Source organism: Mesorhizobium sp. B3-1-6 (genome assembly GCF_006439555.1).
Lineage (GTDB): Bacteria > Pseudomonadota > Alphaproteobacteria > Rhizobiales > Rhizobiaceae > Mesorhizobium.
The window spans coordinates 43,920-60,157 of record NZ_VFTM01000039.1; the positions used below are offsets into that span (position 1 = coordinate 43,920).

15 protein-coding genes are annotated in these 16,238 nt (G+C 64.9%); 6 read left to right on the plus strand and 9 right to left on the minus strand.

Going from position 1 to position 16,238, the window contains the following annotated elements:
* Window positions 1-8 precede the first annotated feature (8 nt).
* Window positions 9-1,082, plus strand: coding sequence for an ABC transporter ATP-binding protein (locus FJ414_RS27185; RefSeq protein ID WP_140647470.1), 1,074 nt, complete (start codon window positions 9-11; stop codon window positions 1,080-1,082).
* On the opposite strand, the gene FJ414_RS27190 is transcribed toward FJ414_RS27185, so the two are convergent.
* The 5 genes from FJ414_RS27190 to FJ414_RS27210 all read right to left on the minus strand — a co-directional run bounded on the left by FJ414_RS27190 (window position 1,046) and on the right by FJ414_RS27210 (window position 6,151).
* A complete protein-coding gene (locus tag FJ414_RS27190; protein ID WP_140647450.1) occupies window positions 1,046-2,344 on the minus strand; it encodes a flavin monoamine oxidase family protein in 1,299 nt (432 codons plus the stop codon). The genes FJ414_RS27185 and FJ414_RS27190 overlap by 37 nt on opposite strands.
* Window positions 2,341-3,417 (minus strand): extracellular solute-binding protein, encoded by a 1,077-nt coding sequence (locus FJ414_RS27195; protein WP_140647451.1) that lies wholly within the window; start codon window positions 3,415-3,417, stop codon window positions 2,341-2,343. The genes FJ414_RS27190 and FJ414_RS27195 overlap by 4 nt, the downstream gene beginning before the upstream one ends.
* Before the next feature lie 115 nt (window positions 3,418-3,532).
* Window positions 3,533-4,615 carry an ABC transporter substrate-binding protein gene (locus tag FJ414_RS27200; RefSeq protein WP_140647452.1) on the minus strand — a complete coding sequence of 361 codons (1,083 nt, stop codon included), beginning with the start codon at window positions 4,613-4,615 and terminating at the stop codon, window positions 3,533-3,535.
* A 48-nt stretch (window positions 4,616-4,663) separates the two neighbouring features.
* Window positions 4,664-5,350 carry a transcriptional regulator BetI gene (gene betI / locus FJ414_RS27205; RefSeq protein ID WP_140647453.1) on the minus strand — a complete coding sequence of 229 codons (687 nt, stop codon included), beginning with the start codon at window positions 5,348-5,350 and terminating at the stop codon, window positions 4,664-4,666.
* A gap of 6 nt (window positions 5,351-5,356) precedes the next feature.
* Window positions 5,357-6,151, minus strand: coding sequence for a class I SAM-dependent methyltransferase (locus tag FJ414_RS27210; RefSeq protein WP_140647454.1), 795 nt, complete (start codon window positions 6,149-6,151; stop codon window positions 5,357-5,359).
* Window positions 6,152-6,406: 255 nt separating this feature from the next.
* Here FJ414_RS27210 and FJ414_RS27220 point away from each other — a divergent pair, with 255 nt between their 5' ends.
* Genes FJ414_RS27220 through FJ414_RS27235 form a run of 4 tightly spaced genes read left to right on the plus strand, consistent with a single transcriptional unit; the run spans window position 6,407 to window position 11,118 of the window.
* Window positions 6,407-8,026: an NAD(P)/FAD-dependent oxidoreductase gene (locus tag FJ414_RS27220; RefSeq protein WP_140647456.1), complete on the plus strand. Its 1,620-nt coding sequence runs from the start codon at window positions 6,407-6,409 to the stop codon at window positions 8,024-8,026.
* Window positions 8,013-9,587, plus strand: a complete 1,575-nt coding sequence (locus FJ414_RS27225) for an NAD(P)/FAD-dependent oxidoreductase (protein WP_140647457.1) — start codon at window positions 8,013-8,015, stop codon at window positions 9,585-9,587. Before FJ414_RS27220 ends, FJ414_RS27225 begins: the two co-directional genes overlap by 14 nt.
* 2 nt (window positions 9,588-9,589) lie before the next feature.
* Window positions 9,590-10,864 carry an aminomethyltransferase family protein gene (locus tag FJ414_RS27230; protein ID WP_140647458.1) on the plus strand — a complete coding sequence of 425 codons (1,275 nt, stop codon included), beginning with the start codon at window positions 9,590-9,592 and terminating at the stop codon, window positions 10,862-10,864.
* A gap of 2 nt (window positions 10,865-10,866) precedes the next feature.
* The gene (locus FJ414_RS27235) at window positions 10,867-11,118 is read left to right on the plus strand and encodes a hypothetical protein (protein ID WP_140647459.1); all 252 of its coding nucleotides are present in this window, start codon (window positions 10,867-10,869) and stop codon (window positions 11,116-11,118) included.
* Between the two features lie 135 nt (window positions 11,119-11,253).
* On the opposite strand, the gene FJ414_RS27240 is transcribed toward FJ414_RS27235, so the two are convergent.
* The 4 genes from FJ414_RS27240 to FJ414_RS27255 all read right to left on the minus strand — a co-directional run bounded on the left by FJ414_RS27240 (window position 11,254) and on the right by FJ414_RS27255 (window position 14,433).
* Entirely contained in the window at window positions 11,254-12,312 is a 1,059-nt protein-coding gene (locus tag FJ414_RS27240) for a dipeptidase (protein WP_140647460.1), read from the minus strand.
* 257 nt (window positions 12,313-12,569) lie between these two features.
* Window positions 12,570-12,869, minus strand: a complete 300-nt coding sequence (locus FJ414_RS27245) for a GNAT family N-acetyltransferase (RefSeq protein ID WP_027166574.1) — start codon at window positions 12,867-12,869, stop codon at window positions 12,570-12,572.
* The gene (locus tag FJ414_RS27250) at window positions 12,862-13,497 is read right to left on the minus strand and encodes an alpha/beta hydrolase (RefSeq protein WP_140647461.1); all 636 of its coding nucleotides are present in this window, start codon (window positions 13,495-13,497) and stop codon (window positions 12,862-12,864) included. The genes FJ414_RS27245 and FJ414_RS27250 overlap by 8 nt, the downstream gene beginning before the upstream one ends.
* A 3-nt stretch (window positions 13,498-13,500) precedes the next feature.
* Window positions 13,501-14,433 (minus strand): VOC family protein, encoded by a 933-nt coding sequence (locus FJ414_RS27255; protein ID WP_140647462.1) that lies wholly within the window; start codon window positions 14,431-14,433, stop codon window positions 13,501-13,503.
* Window positions 14,434-14,647: 214 nt separating this feature from the next.
* Between FJ414_RS27255 and FJ414_RS27260 the strand changes: the two genes are divergently transcribed.
* The gene (locus tag FJ414_RS27260) at window positions 14,648-16,216 is read left to right on the plus strand and encodes an alkaline phosphatase family protein (RefSeq protein WP_140647463.1); all 1,569 of its coding nucleotides are present in this window, start codon (window positions 14,648-14,650) and stop codon (window positions 16,214-16,216) included.
* Window positions 16,217-16,238 lie beyond the last annotated feature (22 nt).

A 16,238-nucleotide genomic window follows, 5' to 3' on the forward strand; every position in this document is an offset into this window, starting at 1 on the left:
ATCGCACCATGATCGAGATCCGCGACGTCACGCGCAGCTACGGCGCCTTCAAGGCGCTGGACGATGCCTCGCTGACGATCAGGGAGGGCGAATTCTTCTCGCTGCTCGGGCCTTCCGGCTGCGGCAAGACCACGCTCTTGCGCATGATCGCCGGTTTCGACACGCCGACCAGCGGCTCCATCGCCGTCGACGGCCAGCCGATGGACGGCATCCCCGCCAACCGCCGGCCGACCAACATGGTCTTCCAGAGCTACGCGATCTTCCCGCATCTCAATGTCGAGCAGAATGTCGCCTATGGGCTGAGACGGCTGAGGCTCGACGCCGGCGAGGAGAAGCGCCGCGTCGAGGAAGCGCTGGCGCAGGTGTCGCTGACCGGCCTCGGCAAACGCCGCGCCACCGAGCTTTCCGGCGGCCAGCGCCAGCGCGTCGCACTCGCCCGCGCGCTGGTCATGCGGCCGAAATTGCTGCTGCTCGACGAACCGCTTTCGGCGCTGGACAAGAAGCTGCGCGAGCAGATGCAGGTCGAATTGCGCCGCCTGCAGCAGGCGGTCGGCATCACCTTCGTGCTGGTCACGCACGACCAGTACGAGGCCCTGGCGATGTCGGACCGCATCGCCGTCATGTTCGGCGGCAAGATCGCCCAGGTCGCCTCGCCGAAGGAGATCTACCAGCGCCCGGTCAATCGCCAAGTGGCCGACTTCCTCGGCGGCATGAACTTCGTCAAGGCCGAGATCGTCGAGGAAAACGGGACTTCAATGGTGCTCGACACGCTGGGCTTCGGCCGCGTCAAGACCGACAAGCCGAGGGCTTTCGTGCGCAATGGCGGCGCGGCCACGCTTGGCATCCGGCCGGAGCGGCTGCGTGTCTTGTGGGACACCGCGACGGCAAAGTTCGAGGTCGCGGGCAAGGTGGTGGAGCGCCACTATTTCGGCGAGATCACGCATCTGATCGTCGAGATACCGGGACTGGAGAAGCCGCTCTCGGTGACCGAGACCAACGATTTCGGCGCCGACGACATTCCGGTCGGCGCACCGATCCGCCTCGCCTACGACCCCGAGGCGCTGGTGGCGATGGCCGACTGAATCTTCCCGGCCGCGATGCGGCCGGCGACGATCGCGCCTTCGACATAGCCCGGGAAAGACGGCGACACTTCCGAAGCGGCGAAATAGACGGGCGGCGCGCCCGCGAGAATTGCTCGTTCGGCATGCCGCGCGGTCACGTCGACGATGAGGTCGCTATAGGCGCCGCCGCTCCACCGGTCATGCGTCCAGTCGCGCGCGCTGAAATCGACGACGTCGGCGGCTCGCGGGCCGAGCGCCTCGACAAGCCTTGCAGCGACTTCCGCCTGCAATGCCGCCGCGCCGAGCGGGTGCCAGCGCAGCGCCAACGGCCCACCGACGAAGACGACAAGCGCGGCATGGTCGGCATCCGTGCTGGCGTCGCAGGCAAACAGTCCCGGCTGGTCGCGCCACATGACCATGCCGCACAGGTCCCGCTCACGCCAGAATGGGCTGGCATAGCGCACCAGGATCTTGATCACCGCGCCGCTTTCCCAGACGCCGAGCGCGCTTGCGAGCGCAGCCGGCAGGGCGGGCGTGAAGTCGAGCTTCGCGGCCGTCGCAGGCGGCAGGGCGACCAGCGCCGCGCGCGCTTCGATCACACCGCGGGCCGAAACGACCCGAACGCCTTGCTGCCCATGCTCGACGCGCGCAACCGGCTCATTCAGCCGCAGCCGATCACCAATATCTGCCGCCAGATCGTCGGCCAGCGACTGCATCGTCTCGCGCAGGAAATACTGCAGCTCGAATACTTCGTTGGTGATGCGGCGATCATTGTCGATCAGGTACCACAGCGGCACCTTGTCCAGCGCCAGGCACCACAGGCCTTCGATCATCGAACGGAAGGCTGCCTTGGCGTCGGTCGTGTCTTTCTGGCGCTCGAGCCATGTCGCGACCGTCAGCCCTGCGATCGACGGATCGTCCGGCTCGATCCTGTTCATGCGCTCGCGGATCGCCATCGCGACCTGGTAGGTCCGCTCGGCCTCCTCGACCGACATCCACGGATGGGTGATGAACTCGCCTTCGATATAGGTCTCGACGAAAGTCTTGCCGCGCGCCTTGGCCAGCGCCATCAGCTCAGGCATGTCCTGGCACAGGAACTGGCCGCCGCTGTCGATCAGTTCGCCGAGCCCATTGCGGACAGCCTCCACCCTGCCACCGACGCGGTCGCGCGCCTCCAGCACAAGGAAATCGACGCCGGCGCGCTGAAAGTCGAGCGCGGCGGACAGGCCGGTGAAGCCGGCGCCGACGATGACGACGTCGGTTCTTTCGATGATGCTGCTCAATAGCCGGCCTTGATCTTCTCGAACTCGGCGACCATGCGCTGCTTCAAATCCGGCGCAACCGGCTGCTGGAACAGCGTCTTGTCGAGGAATTTGTCGAGATTGTCGAAGCCGCGGTCGGTGAGCAGCTTGTGGTCCATCACCGCCATGCCCGCGCTGTTGCCGTGACCATAGCCGAAGGTCTTCACCATATACTCCGAAACGTCCGGCGCGTTGACGGCGCTCAGGAAATCATAGGCCTGGTCGGGCTTGCCCGGCGCATCCTTGAGCAGCACATAGCCGCACACCCAGGTCGAGATGCCTTCCTTGGTGTCGCGGTTCATGGCGATCGGCAGACCCTGGCCTTTCAGCGTCACATAGGTCTCGTTCCAGCCCCAGACCAGGTCGACTTCATTGCCCGTGAAGGCCTGGTTGAGGTCGGTATCGTCGGTCCAGTAGAAGCGGATGTTCTTGTGCACGTCGCGCAGGAAGGCGGAGGCCTGTTTGAACTGCTCATCCGTCATCCTGGTCCAGTCCTTCAGGCCGATGACCAGGCTCGCCAGCGCATAGGCGTCGTCGACATTGTCGCCGATGGTGACGCGGCCCTTGAATTTCGGATCGGCGAAGATCTTCAGCGACTGCGCCTCGCCGGCGGTCACCTTGTCGGTGCGATAAAGCAATGAGGTATTGCCCCAGTCGAAAGGCATGAACCAGGCTTTGCCGTCGGCGGTGGTGGCCAGATCCTTCATCGCCATGATGCCTGGATTGAGATCCTTCCAGCCGGCGATCTTCGAGGTGTCGAGCGGTTGCAGCAACCCGGCCTCGCGCCATTTCACCACGCTTTGCGAGCAAGGATGCGCGATATCGGCCTTGAAGCCGGCGCGCATCTTCTCGAAGGCCTCGTCCTCGTCGCCGAAGAAGGAGAAGGTCGGCTCGGCGCCGTGTTTGGCGGCGTAGGCCGGATGCAGCAGCGGGTCCTCGTAGCCGGACCAGTCGAAGACGACGAGGTCGCCGCCGCCTTCGGCAAGCGCATAGGCGGTACCCGCGCCGACGGTGACGACGGCAGCCAAGGCAAAGCGGCGAAGCATGGTTTTCATGGCGCGAGAAACTCCCCCATCGCGGACATATCGGGGAGGTTAGGAGAATTCCCGGGCTTTGGCGAGCCCGCTCACCTTGCTCTGCTTTGTAGTGAGCGGGCCGCTGAAGTTCGGCTCAATAGCCGGCTTTGATCTTCTCGAACTCGGCGATCATCTTGAGCTTGAGCGCGGAAGGCACCGGCGACTGGAACAGCGTCTTGTCGACGAATTTTCCCACGTCGTCATAGCCCTTTTCCTTCAGGATCGCCGGGTCGACGCCGGCCATGCCCTTGGCATTGGCCTGGCCGTAGCCCCAATCCTTGACCAGCACCTTGGCGACTTCCGGATCGTTGACGGCGTTGAGATAGTCATAGGCCTTGTCGATGTTGCCGGGCGCGTCCTTGAACAGCACATAGCCGCACACCCAGGTCGAGATGCCTTCGTCGGTGTCCTTCTTGGACTTGATCGGCACGCCGGCGGCCTGCGACTGCACCGCCGCGTCGTTCCACGCCCAGGCGAGATCGACCTCGCCGCCGGAGAGCAGTTGCACGATGTCGGTGGTGTCGGTCCAGTAGGAGCGGACATTCTTGTGCACCTGGCGCAGGAAGTCGGACGCCTGCTTGAACTGGTCGTCCGTCATCTTGGTCCAGTCCTTGAGCCCGATGGCGAGGCTGGCCAGCGCGTAGGCGTCGTCGACATTGTCGCCGATCGAAACCTTGCCCTTGTATTTCGGATCGGCGAAGGCCTTCAGCGACTGCACGTCCTTTTCGGCGATCTTGTCGGAATTGTAGGTGAGCTGGGTGTCGCCCCAATCCCACGGCATGAACCAGGCCTTGCCGTCGGAGGTCGTGGCAAGGTCCTTCATCGCCATGATGCCGGGGTTGAGATCCTTCCAGCCGGCGATCCTGGAAGTGTCGAGCGGCTGCAGCAGGCCCGCCTCGCGCCACTTCACCACGCTCTGCGAGCATGGATGGCCGAGATCGGACTTGAAGCCGGAGCGGATCTTTTCGAACGCCTCGTCCTCGTCGCCGAAGAAGGCGAAGGTCGGCGAGTCGCCGTCCTTCTCGACATATTTGCCGTGGAAGCTCGGATCCTCGTAGCCGGACCAGTCGAACACGATCAGGTCCTTGTCGGCGGCGACGGCGAACGCTGCCGCGGAGGCCGCGAGCGCGCCGCCAAGCGCCAATGTCAATGTCAGGCGTCGGCTGAGTTTCTTCATGCTGTTCCATCCTCTTTTGGTCTTGCCGGTCTTGGCGGCCGGCTGTTGCTAACCGTAATGTTTCGGGAAAGCGGCGGCCAAAAATGCATTCGCCGACTGCAAGGCCGTCTCGCGCGTCGTGTCCTCCGTCCCCATCATCAGCCGCAGCCACAGGCCTTCGAGCATGGCGCTGAGCGCCAGGGCGATGACCTGAGGGTCATAGGCATAGCCGCCGCTCTGTTTGAGCGTCGTGCAGAGATCGATGAAGACCTGCTGGTAGTAATTGTCACGCGAACTGCTCAGCGCCTGGTAGGTCGGCCGCGACTTGGCCTCGCCCCAGAAGGCGAGCCAGGCGGCGAGCTTGCGCTTGTTGCAGATCGAGCGATCGAAATCGGCCCATACCAGCTGCTGCAGTTGCCTGGCCGGATCGTCGCCCGCCTTCTGCAAGGCCGTGCGCCAATGCGCCGAATACTCGTCATACATGTGCTGCAGCGTGGCGATCAGCAGCTTTTCCTTGCTCTCGAAATGGAAGTTGACGATGCCGCGCGACAGGCCCGCGCCGTCGGCAACGTCGGCCATCGTCGTTTCGGCATAGCCGCGCTTGGCCAGCGAATCGATCGTCGCCTCGATCAGCTGCAGCTGCCTGACCTCTTTCGAGGCCTTGCGGCCGCGCTTTTCGGCATCGCCCTTGCGCGTCGTTTCGGGGAGAGCGTCGCTCGCCTCTGCAGTCTTCATGGGTGTGACGGTCTCCAGCATTGCCGGCTATCCGACCGGCTTCCAACCGCGCAGATGAGTGGGGCGGTGCTCGCCACTGTCAAGCACCTTCTGCATCGCCTCCCAGGTCTTGATGTTCTTGTCGACATAGGCCGCGCCAACCACCGCGGCGGCCTGCGCGTAGAGCGGTCCCTTGAGGCCCGCCAGTTCCTCCCGCGCGACCTCGCGGTACCATGGATTGCGGTCGCGGACGGCGATGTCGGTAAAGCCGGCGCGCCGCATCGCTTCGGCATAGCGTGCCGGCGAGGCCATGGCGAAGGAGAGCCCCTCGGCCGCGACATAAGCCTTCATCTGAGGCGACGGCTCGCCGTCATGCCCGATCATCCAGTTCGACGCCGCAAACACCCCGCCGGGCTTCAGCACGCGAAAAATTTCGGCGAACAGCGCGTCCTTGTCCGGCACATGCAGCAGCGCGTCCTTGGAGAAGACGACGTCGAAGGAAGCGTCCGCGAAAGGCAGCGGCCCCGGCGGCGCTTGCACGAAGCCGACACGGTCTTCGAGACCTTGCCGGGCCGCCCCTCGCCTTGCCGTCTCGATCACCGGCTTTTCGACGTCGAAGCCGGTGGCCCGAGCCGCGCCGTGCCGCGCTACCAGATGCAGCGTGATGCCGCCGGCGCCGCAACCGACATCGAGGATCGTCTTGCCCTGGAGCGACAAGCCTTCGACCACGCGGTCGACCTCTTCCGGACCGCCGGGCGACAGGTAGCCCTCGCCCCATAGCGCCTCGAGGAAGCGAATGGCGGTGTCGTCATATTCCGGCTCGGCGTCAGCCGTTTCGATCATTGGATCTTCAACCCAAAATGCCGATGTGGATCAGTCCAGAACGCAGGGAAAGCCTAGCGCATCAACGGGAAAACGCAACACCATTTGTTGAACATTCATTCAATATGGCTAGACAAAAAACTGTGATCCGTGCCAAATTCGGGCAATCGGGGAACAAAACGCACCGAGCAATTCCAGGAAAAGTGTGAAGCGGTTTTCCGTCCGGAATTGCGCAAAAACAAGAAGATAGGGAAACCGGATGGAGGCTCGGCGCGCATGAAGGCATGGGACGCGATCGTCATCGGCGGCGGCCACAACGGGCTGGTCAATGCCTGCTATTTGCAGCGCGCCGGCCTGGATGTGCTGGTGGTCGAGAAGAACGACTGGGTCGGGGGCGCGGCCACCAGCCGCGAGCTGACGCCGGGCTTCCTCTATTCGAACTGCTCCTATGTCTGCTCGCTATTCAGGCCCGAGATCATGCGCGATCTCGAGTTGCCGCGCTTCGGCCTGCAGGTAATCTCCTATGAAGGCGGCGCGGTGTTCACACGCGACGGCGACTATCTCGCCAATTACCGCGACCACGACGCGCATCGCCGCGAGTTCGCCCGTTTCTCGAAGCGCGATGCCGAGGCCTATGACCGCTATTCGCGCGACGTCACAAGGCAGTGCCGCTTCATCCAGCCGCTCTTGATGCGCACCGCGCCCGACCCGACCAGCTTCAGGCCGCGCGATCTCGGCGAGCTGCTCTATCTGGGGAAAAAATTCGCCGGGCTTTCGGCCGAGGAAATGGCGCTGACCCTGCGCTTCTGGACCATGTCGATCTCGGACTTCCTCGACGAGTATTTCGAGACCGACGTCATCAAGGGGAACTTCGCGCTTTCCGGCATCATCGGCACGGCGCTCGGGCCCATGTCGCCCGGCACCGCCTATGTTCTGCTCCACCACTATATGGGCGAGGTCGACGGCTCGGTCGGCGCCTGGGGCTATGCGCGCGGCGGCATGGGCGCCGTCACCAAGGCGCTGGCCGCCTCCTTCAAGGCCAGCGGCGGCACCATCCGCACCGGCGCCGAGGTCGACCACGTGCTGATCAGAAACGGCAAGGCCAAGGGCATCGTGCTCGCCGGCGGCGAGGAGATTTTTGGTAAGCTCGTCATCTCCAATGCCGACGTCAAGCGCACCTTCCTGAAGCTGGTCGAGGAGAAGGAACTGCCGGACGTCTTCCTTCGCCGTGTCCGCAACTTCAAGATCCGCGGCTCCTCCGGCAAGGTCAACATCGCGCTGGATTCGCTGCCCGAATTCCCGGCTCTGCCGAAGGACTCGCCGGTCTACCGCGCCGACATGCATTTCACCGATTCCATCGAGCGCATGGAACGCGCCTACGACGACTGGAAGGCCGGGCGCTGGTCGGCCGATCCCTTCCTCGACATGATGATCCCAACCACGCTCGACCCGACCATGGCGCCGCCCGGCAAGCACTTCATGAGTTGCTTCGTGCAATACGCGCCACCCAAGATAGACGGCCGCGACTGGACGGACGCCGACCGCGACGGTTTCGCCGAGAGCGTGATTGCGCAGATCGCCGAATATTCGCCCGGCTTCCGCGACCGCATCGTCCACATGGAAGTGCGCACGCCGCGCGAGATCGAGGCCGAGGTCGGCCTCACCGAAGGCAACATTTTTCAGGGCGAACTCACCTTCGACCAGTTGCTGTTCAATCGCCCGGTGCCGGGCTACGCGCAATACCGCTCGCCGGTCGGCGGGCTCTATATGTGCGGCTCCTCCACTCATCCCGGCGGCGGCGTCATGGGAGCGCCCGGACGCAACGCCGCCGCCGAGATCCTGCGCGATCTCGCCAAGCCAACCCTGCATATGAGCCCGGCCCATGACGTCATCTGATTTGAACTGGGACGCCATCGTCATCGGCGGCGGCCATAACGGCCTTGTCGCCGCCGCCACGCTGGCGAAGTCGGGACGCAAGGTGCTGGTCCTCGAAGCCGGCAACGATGTCGGCGGCGCCGCGCGCACCGAGGAATTCGCGCCGGGCTTCCGCGTTTCCGCCGTCGCCCATCTGCTCAATCGCCTGCATCCCGATGTGGTGAAGACGCTGGATCTGGAGCGGCACGGGCTGAAAGTCGAGCGCGGCGATTTCGTGCCATCGGTGGCGCTGTCGAGAGACGGTCCGCTGGTGCTGCATGGCGCCTATGGCGAGGTGCTGACCGGCGCCAGCCCTTCGGAGCAGTCCGCCTGGAAAGACCTGCGCGCGCAATTGCTGCGCTACGCCGGCGTGCTGAAGCCGTTCCTGTCGCGCCGGCCGCCGGAGCTTGCCGGCCTGTCGCTGGCGGAAATGACCGGGCTCGGCCAGACCGCGTTGGCGCTGAAGCGGCTCGGCAAGGAAGACATGCGCGACTTCCTGCGCGTGCTTTTGATGAACGTCTACGACCTGCTCGACGAACAGCTGTCGGACGATCGGCTGAAGGGCCTGCTCGCCTTCGACGCGACGCTCGGCTCGCATCTCGGCCCGCGCTCGCCGACCTCACTGCTTGGCCTCTACTACCGGCTGGCCGGCGAGATCGGCGGCCTTGCCGGGGCGCAGATGCAGCCGAAAGGCGGCATGGGCGCCATCGTCGCCGCCATCCGCGCGGCGGCGGAAAAGGCTGGCGTTACGATCCGCCCGGCTTCGCCGGTCGCCAAGGTCATCGTCGAGAAGGGCCGCGCCGTCGGTGTCGTCACGCAGAGCGGCGAAACCTTGCGCGCCAAGACCGTCGTTTCCGCCATCAATCCCGCAACGACGATCCTCGATCTCGTCGGCCCTCGCGAGGTCGACACCGGCTTCGTGCGCAAGGTGAAGAACATCCGCATGAAGGGCGACGCCGCCAAGCTGCATCTGGCGCTCGACCGGCCGCCGCAATTCACTGGCGTCGACATCGCCGGCCACAAGGGCCGCCTCGTCATCGCGCCTTCGCCCGACCATGTCGAGCGCGCCTTCAACCCGTCGAAATATGGCGAATTCTCGCCCGAGCCGGTGATGGAGATCACGCTGCCCAGCTTAGCCGATCCATCGCTCGCGCCGTCCGGCGCCTGCGTGCTCTCGGCGGTGGTGCAATACGCGCCCTACGCGCTGAAAGAGGGCTGGACCGCCGGCAAGCCGCAATTCCTCAAGGCGATCATGGCGCAGCTCGAAACCTATGCGCCCGGCATCGGCGCGACGGTGCGCCATGCCGAGTTGCTGACCCCCGCCGACATCGAGGCGCGCTACCGCATGCCGGGCGGCCACTGGCACCATGGCGAGTTGCAAGCCGACCAGATGCTGATGTCGCGGCCCGTCTCCGGCTGGTCGGGCTACGACACGCCGCTCGAAGGGCTGTTCCTTGCCGGCGCCGGTTCGCATCCGGGCGGCGGCATCTCCGGTGCGCCAGGCCTCAACGCCGCGCGCCGCATCATCGCGATGAGGGCATGAGCATGGCGCAAGCAACCAGGAAGAAGCCCGTCGAGACGGTGATTGATCCCGCCCTCGAAGCCCGTGCAGCCGCGCAATCCCATTTCCGCACGCTGCGGCTCGGCACGCCGTTCCAGCCACGCATCGACGCGCTGGGGCTGAAGCAGGATTGGTACAGCTGGGCCGGCTACCGCGCCCCGCATTCGCTGTGGGATGAGGAGCTCGAATATTTCGCCATCCGCAGCCAGGCGGCGCTCTTCGACATCTCGCCGATGACGAAATACCGGATCGAAGGTCCGGACGCCGAAGCCTATCTCGACCGCGTCACCTTGCGCGACGTGACCAAACTGAAACCGGGCCGCGTCCACTACACCGCCTGGTGCGACGACGGCGGTTTCGTGCTCGACGACGGCACCTTGTTCCGGCTCTCGCCGACACGCTTCCGGCTGTGCTCGCAGGAGCGGCACTTGCCCTGGCTGCTGGACAGCGCGATCGGCTACGAGGTCAGTGTCGAGGAAGAGACCGAGGCGGTTGCCGGCTTGGCGCTGCAGGGCCCGACCGCCTTCGCCGTCCTGCGCGACGCGGGCTTTGCCGGGGTCGAGCGGCTGAAGGTCTTCGACCTCGCCGAATTCGCGCATGATGGCGCTCCCCAAGGAACTGGCAAAGTCACCATCTCGCGCACCGGCTTCACCGGCGATCTCGGCTATGAATTGTTCGTGCCGGCGGACAAGGCGCTGAGCCTGTGGGACCGGCTGATGGCGGCGGGCGAACTGCGCGGCATCCGCGCCATCGGCTATACCGCGCTGAACCGCGCTCGCCTCGAAGCCGGGCTGATCGTCGCCAACAGCGACTTCACAGCTGCCGAGCATGCCATCCGCACGGACCGCCTGCGCATGCCGGACGAGATCGGCCTCGGCTTCATGATCGATCCGGACAAGGGCCACTTCAACGGTCGCCGCGCCATCCTCGAAGCCCGCGCCAAGAAGAGACTTCGCCACGTGCTGGTCGGGCTGGAGATCGAAGGCAACATTCCGGCCGAGCATGCCATCGTCTACTACAAGAAAGGCCAGGAGGTCGGATTGGTCAGCGCGGCGATGTGGTCGCCCATGGCCAAGCGCAACATCGCGCTTGCCTCGCTGCGGCGGCCTTATGGCGATACCATCGTCGACGACCTCTGGGTCGAGATTTACGCCATGCGCGAGCTGCAGTACCAGAAGCTGATGAAGAAGGCGAAGGTGGTGCAGCGGCCCTTCATCAAGCTCGACCGCCGCACAGCCAACCCGCCCGCGGACTTTTGACCATGGCAAGCGAAGCGGAGGACCTGGAAGCGGAGGCCACCGAGCAATGGCAGCTGGTCAACACGCCGCTCGGCGAGATGTGGTCCGGCCGCACCCGCTACGCGGCGGCCATGTTCTTCTTCAAGCGCGGCGAGATGAACGCCGAGACGCTGGAGGTCTACCGCATCTGCGCCCGGCTCGACGCGGAAAATCCCTTGCCGATCATCCGCGACCGCGGGGTCGGCAAGGACTGGCTGAAGCGCATGGGTGCTTAGGCAGCCCCCTCCACCTCGTCGTTCTAGGGCGGAGCAAGGAGCGAAGCGACGCGGCGCAGACCCTGGAATGACGAAGTGGGGAGCGTTCTGGCTCCAATCCCCAGCGTCCCGGATTGTGCCTTCATACGGGGTGGCCTATCCGATCGTCCTTTCCAACACGCTCAACCAGTTGCGGTAGGCGATCTTCTCGATCAGCGCGCGCCCGAAACCGCGCGCGGCAAGCGCGTCGATGAGCTTCGGCAGGCCGGCGACGTCGCCGATGGGGGCTGGGATCATGGCGCCGTCGAAATCCGAGCCCAGGCCGACGCCGTCCTCGCCCAGCGCCTGTAAAAGCGACTCGATGTGGCGCACCATGACATCAATACTGGTGTCGGCGTTCATGCGGCCGTCCTCGCGCAGGAAGCCGGTGGCGAAGTTGAGGCCCACCATGCCGCCCGATTCGCGGATCGCGCCAAGCTGCCAGTCGGTCAGGTTGCGCGAATGACCGCAGATCGCATGCACGTTGGAATGGGTCGCGACCAGCGGCGCGTCGCTCAGCGCCGCGACATCGCGAAAACCCTTCTCGTTGAGATGCGAGAGGTCGATCATGATCCTGAGCTGATTGCAGGCCTTGACCAGCGCCTTGCCGGCGTCGGTGAGGCCAGGTCCGGTGTCGGGCGACGACGGAAAGCGGAACGGCACGCCATTGCCGAAGGCGTTGGGGCGGCTCCAGACGATGCCCAGCGAGCGCAGGCCTGCGGCGTGAAGCACGTCGAGCATGGCAAGCCCGGGATCGATCGCCTCGACGCCTTCGATGTGGAACACCGCCGCGATCGAGCCCTTCGCCATCGCGTCACGCACATTGCCGGCGCTGCGGCAGACGGTCAACGCGCCGGCACGCTCCAGCCGAAACAGGATCGAGGCCATGCCGATAGTCGAGGTGATCGCCTCGGCCTGCGGCAGCTCCGGCGGCAGCGGTTCATTGTCGCTCGGCGCCGGCGGCACGGCGCTGCGCTTCGACTTCTCGACCGGCGGCGGAAAGATGGCGAACATGCCGCCGGCAAAGCCGCCCTTCCTGGCGCGCGGCAGGTCGATATGGCCGCCCGGCGTCCCCTCGATGAACAGCTTTTCGACGTCGGCTTCCTTCGACTGGTAGAGCCGAAGCAGCGTGTCGTTATGTCCGTCGAAAACGGGGATCAGGTCGGTATCGGTCATCAGGGAAGCCATTCAAATCGGGGACAGGCGGGACGACAGGTTTCGTCCGGGCGAACCGTCAACTTAGGCAAGATGATCGGGCCGTGCAAATGCCAAGGGCTTCTCCTTCTCCCCTTGTGGGCCCCCTATGGGAGAAGGTCGCCGAAGGCGACGGATGAAGGGGGGGTTCCAGGGAATGCCGACGTCTCACCCCGCTGGAGCATCCCTCATTCGTCTCGGCGCTGCGCGCCGATCCACCTTCTCCCAGAAGGGAAAGCTCATTGCTTCAGCACATCCGCCCATTCCGGATGGCGGCGGAACTGGGCGTTGGCGAAGGGGCAGAGCGGGATGATCTTCTTGCCGGCCGCGCGTGCGTCCTCGACCGCGCGGGTGACGAGCCGAAGTCCGGCGCCCTGGCCGCGAAAGACATCCGGCACCTCGGTGTGGTCGATGATGAGCTGGTGCTCACCGATCTTGGTGAAGGTCATCTCGGCCTCGGCGCCGCCGGGTCCGCGCAGCACGTAGCGTCCCTTGGAGCCGCGGTCCTCCAGTTCGATCTCGGGCAGTTGGTCAGCCATTGTTCTTGCCTCCTTCAGCGGGCGCGAGCGCGAACAGCCGCCGCGCCGCTTCGATTTCATTCGGCCGAACCTCATGCCCGCCGTCGTGCCATTCCACTGTGACATCGGCGCCGTCGGCGCGCAAATAAGCCTCGAGCCGCGATGTCAGGCTGGGCGGACAGATCGGGTCGCGCCTGCCGGCCGTGATCAGGATGCGACGACCGGCAAGGCTGCCCCGCACCTCAGGTTCGAACGGGATCAGCGGATGCATCAGCGCCGTGGCGTCGAACAGGCTCGGCTCGGCGAACACCACCGAAGCCAGGACGTTGGCGCCGTTGGAGTAGCCGAGGCCGAACACCGCCGAGGGTTTTGCCGCCTCGACATGCGCCTTGACGAAGCCCGCCATCTTCGATGTCGCGCGCGCCAGGTCGTCCATGTCGTAGACGCCCTCGCCGGTGCGGCGGAAGAAGCGGGCGGCACCATGCTCCGACACGTCGCCACGTGGCGAGACGATCGTCGCCGAAGGCACAAGCTCGCGACCGAAACCAAGAAGCTGGTTCTCATCCGCGCCGGTGCCGTGGAAGACGAAGAGCAGTGGGCCGCCCGGCGAACCGGGCAGCACCTTGTGGATGTAAGCGTCCTTGCTCATGGCTCAGCCTTCCAGCTTCTGCAGATGCTCTTCGAGATAAGGCCGCAGATGCTGATGCTGCGTCGGCAGCTTCAGCGCCTCGCCGAGATGCGCGGTGTCCTCGTCGCGGTCGAATCCCGGTTCGTTGGTCGCCACCTCGAACAACACACCGCCCGGCGTGCGGAAATAGATCGCCCAGAAATAGTCGCGATCGATGACCGGCGTGACGCCATAGCCCGTGTCGATCAGCGCCTTGCGCACGTCGAGCTGTTTGGCGCGATCCTCGACCGCGAAGGCGACGTGATGCACCGAGCCGGCGCCGAGGTTGGCAAAGCCGGCGCCCGGCAGCGATTCGATGTCGACGACGTCGGCGCCATTGCCATTCTTGATCGCCAGCCGGCGGACGTTGCCGGACTTGTCGACCTCCTCATAACCCATGAACTTCAAAAGCTCCTCGGTGGCGCCGCCATCCTTCAGCCGGAGCGAGACCGAGTGAAAGCCGCGGATCGCCTCGTCGCCGGGAACGCCGCCCTTGACCCAGGGCGCCCTCTTGTCGGCCTTGTCCTCGACAAGCGCGAAACTGTCGCCGTCCGGACCGGTGAAGGTGAGCCGCTTCTCGCCGAAACTTTCCGTGCGGGCGACGTTGCCCACGCCCTCGTCGGCGAAGCGCTTTTCCCAATAGGCGAGCGTGCCTTCCGGCACCGAGAATACCGTGGTGCCGACTTCGCCGACGCCATGCCGGCCCTGGCCGATATCGGGGAACGGGAAATAGGTCATCACCGAGCCCGGCGTGCCGACCTCGTCGGCGTAATAGAGATGGTAGACATCCGGTGCGTCGAAATTGACGGTCTTTTTCACCCGGCGCAGGCCGAGCTTCTTGGTGAAGAACTCGTTGTTGCGGCGCGCGTCGCTCGCCATCGAGGTGACGTGATGCAGGCCCTTGATCTGATTGAGCATGATCGTGCTCCTTCCCTTGTCCTTGTGCGGCCCTCGCCGCTGTCCACGCCAATATGAGGATCGGCGGGCCGGCGGCAAAGCGGGCAAACACAGAATGGACTGTGTCATAAAAGTGAACGACTGTTCAAAATATGTTCACCAATCCATCACCGGCTTCGGCTTGCAACGCCGGTGATTTCCGTTCCATCTGGGGCGCGTCCACAAGGAGACGATCTTGGACAATCCGACGAGCCGCCCGAATGTTCTCCTCATCACCTGCGACCAGTGGCGCGGCGATTGCCTGTCGGCCGCCGGCCACCCGGTGGTGAAGACGCCGAATGCGGATGCGCTCGCCGCGCAAGGCGTGCTCTTCCGCCGGCACTACGGAGGCGCAGCTCCTTGCTCGCCGGCCCGCGCCTGCCTCTATACCGGGCTCTACCAGATGAACAATCGTGTCTGCCGCAACGGCACGCCGCTCGACGCGCGCCATGGCAATATCGCGCTTTCGGCGCGCGCGGCGGGCTACGATCCGACCCTGTTCGGCTATACCGATGTCTCGCTCGATCCCCGACAACTCTCCCCGGAGGATCCACGGCTGCGCAGCTATGAAGGCGTGCTGCCGGGATTCACCGTGCGCCAAGCCCTGCCCGAGCATCAGAAGCAGTGGCTGTCATGGCTGCAGGCGCAGGGCATCGATACCGGCGCGGGTAGCCCCGGCATCCACCGTCCGGCCAACGGGCAAGCGGAACGCGACGTGACCAACGCGCCGCCCGTCTATTCGCAAGACCAGACGCCGACCGCTTTCCTGGCCGGCGAATTCATCCGCTGGCTCGGCGAGCAGGAGAAGAGCGTGCCGTGGTTCGCGCATGTCTCCTTCATCAGCCCGCACCCGCCCTTCATCGTGCCGGAACCCTACAACACGATGTACGATCCAGGCGATGGTCCCGCCTTCCGGCGCGCTGCAAGCTGGCAGGCCGAGGCGGAAAGCCATCCCTATGTCGCTTACGATCTCGACCGGCAGAAGCGGACAAAATTCGTTCCCGGCATCGAAGGCAAGGTGCCGGACTGGAGCGAGGAAAATTTCCGCTTAGTCCGCGCGATCTATTACGGCATGATCGCCGAGGTCGACGCGCAGCTCGGCCGCATCTGGCGGGCGATCAAATCGGCGGACGCCTGGGACGACACCGTCATCGTGCTGACCTCCGACCATGCCGAGATGATGGGCGACCATTTCATGCTCGGCAAGGGCGGCTTCTTCGACGTCAGCTACCATATTCCGCTGATCATCCGCGATCCGCGCCGGAGAGCCGGGGCCGGTTCATCCGTCGACCGTTTCACGGAGGCGGTCGATATCTTCCCGACCTTGCTCGACCTGATCGGCGCCGCGCCGCAGCGCCATCTCGACGGCCGTTCGCTCGTGCCCTGGATCGAGGGCAAGAAGCCGGAGACCTGGCGCGACGCGGCGCATTGGGAGTTTGACTTCCGTACAGTCGCCAAAGACGAAGCGGAGCGCCATTTCGGTATCGCATCGAGCGCCTGCAACCTTGCGGTCATCCGCACGGTCGAGTTCAAATATGTCCATTTCGGCGGCGGTCTGCCGGCGCTTCTCTTCGACCTCTCGAAAGACCCGGGCGAGTTGAACAACGTGGCAGGCGACACGGCCTATCTGCCCGTACGGCTTGAGTTCGCCGAAAGGATGCTCGCCTGGCGCGCCGCGCATCTCGATCAGTCGCTGGCATTGGCGGAACTGACGGAAGATGGCGTGGTCGGGTACGTGAGTCAGGCAGTAGGCAGTAGGCAGTAGGCAGTAGGCAGTAGGCAGTAGG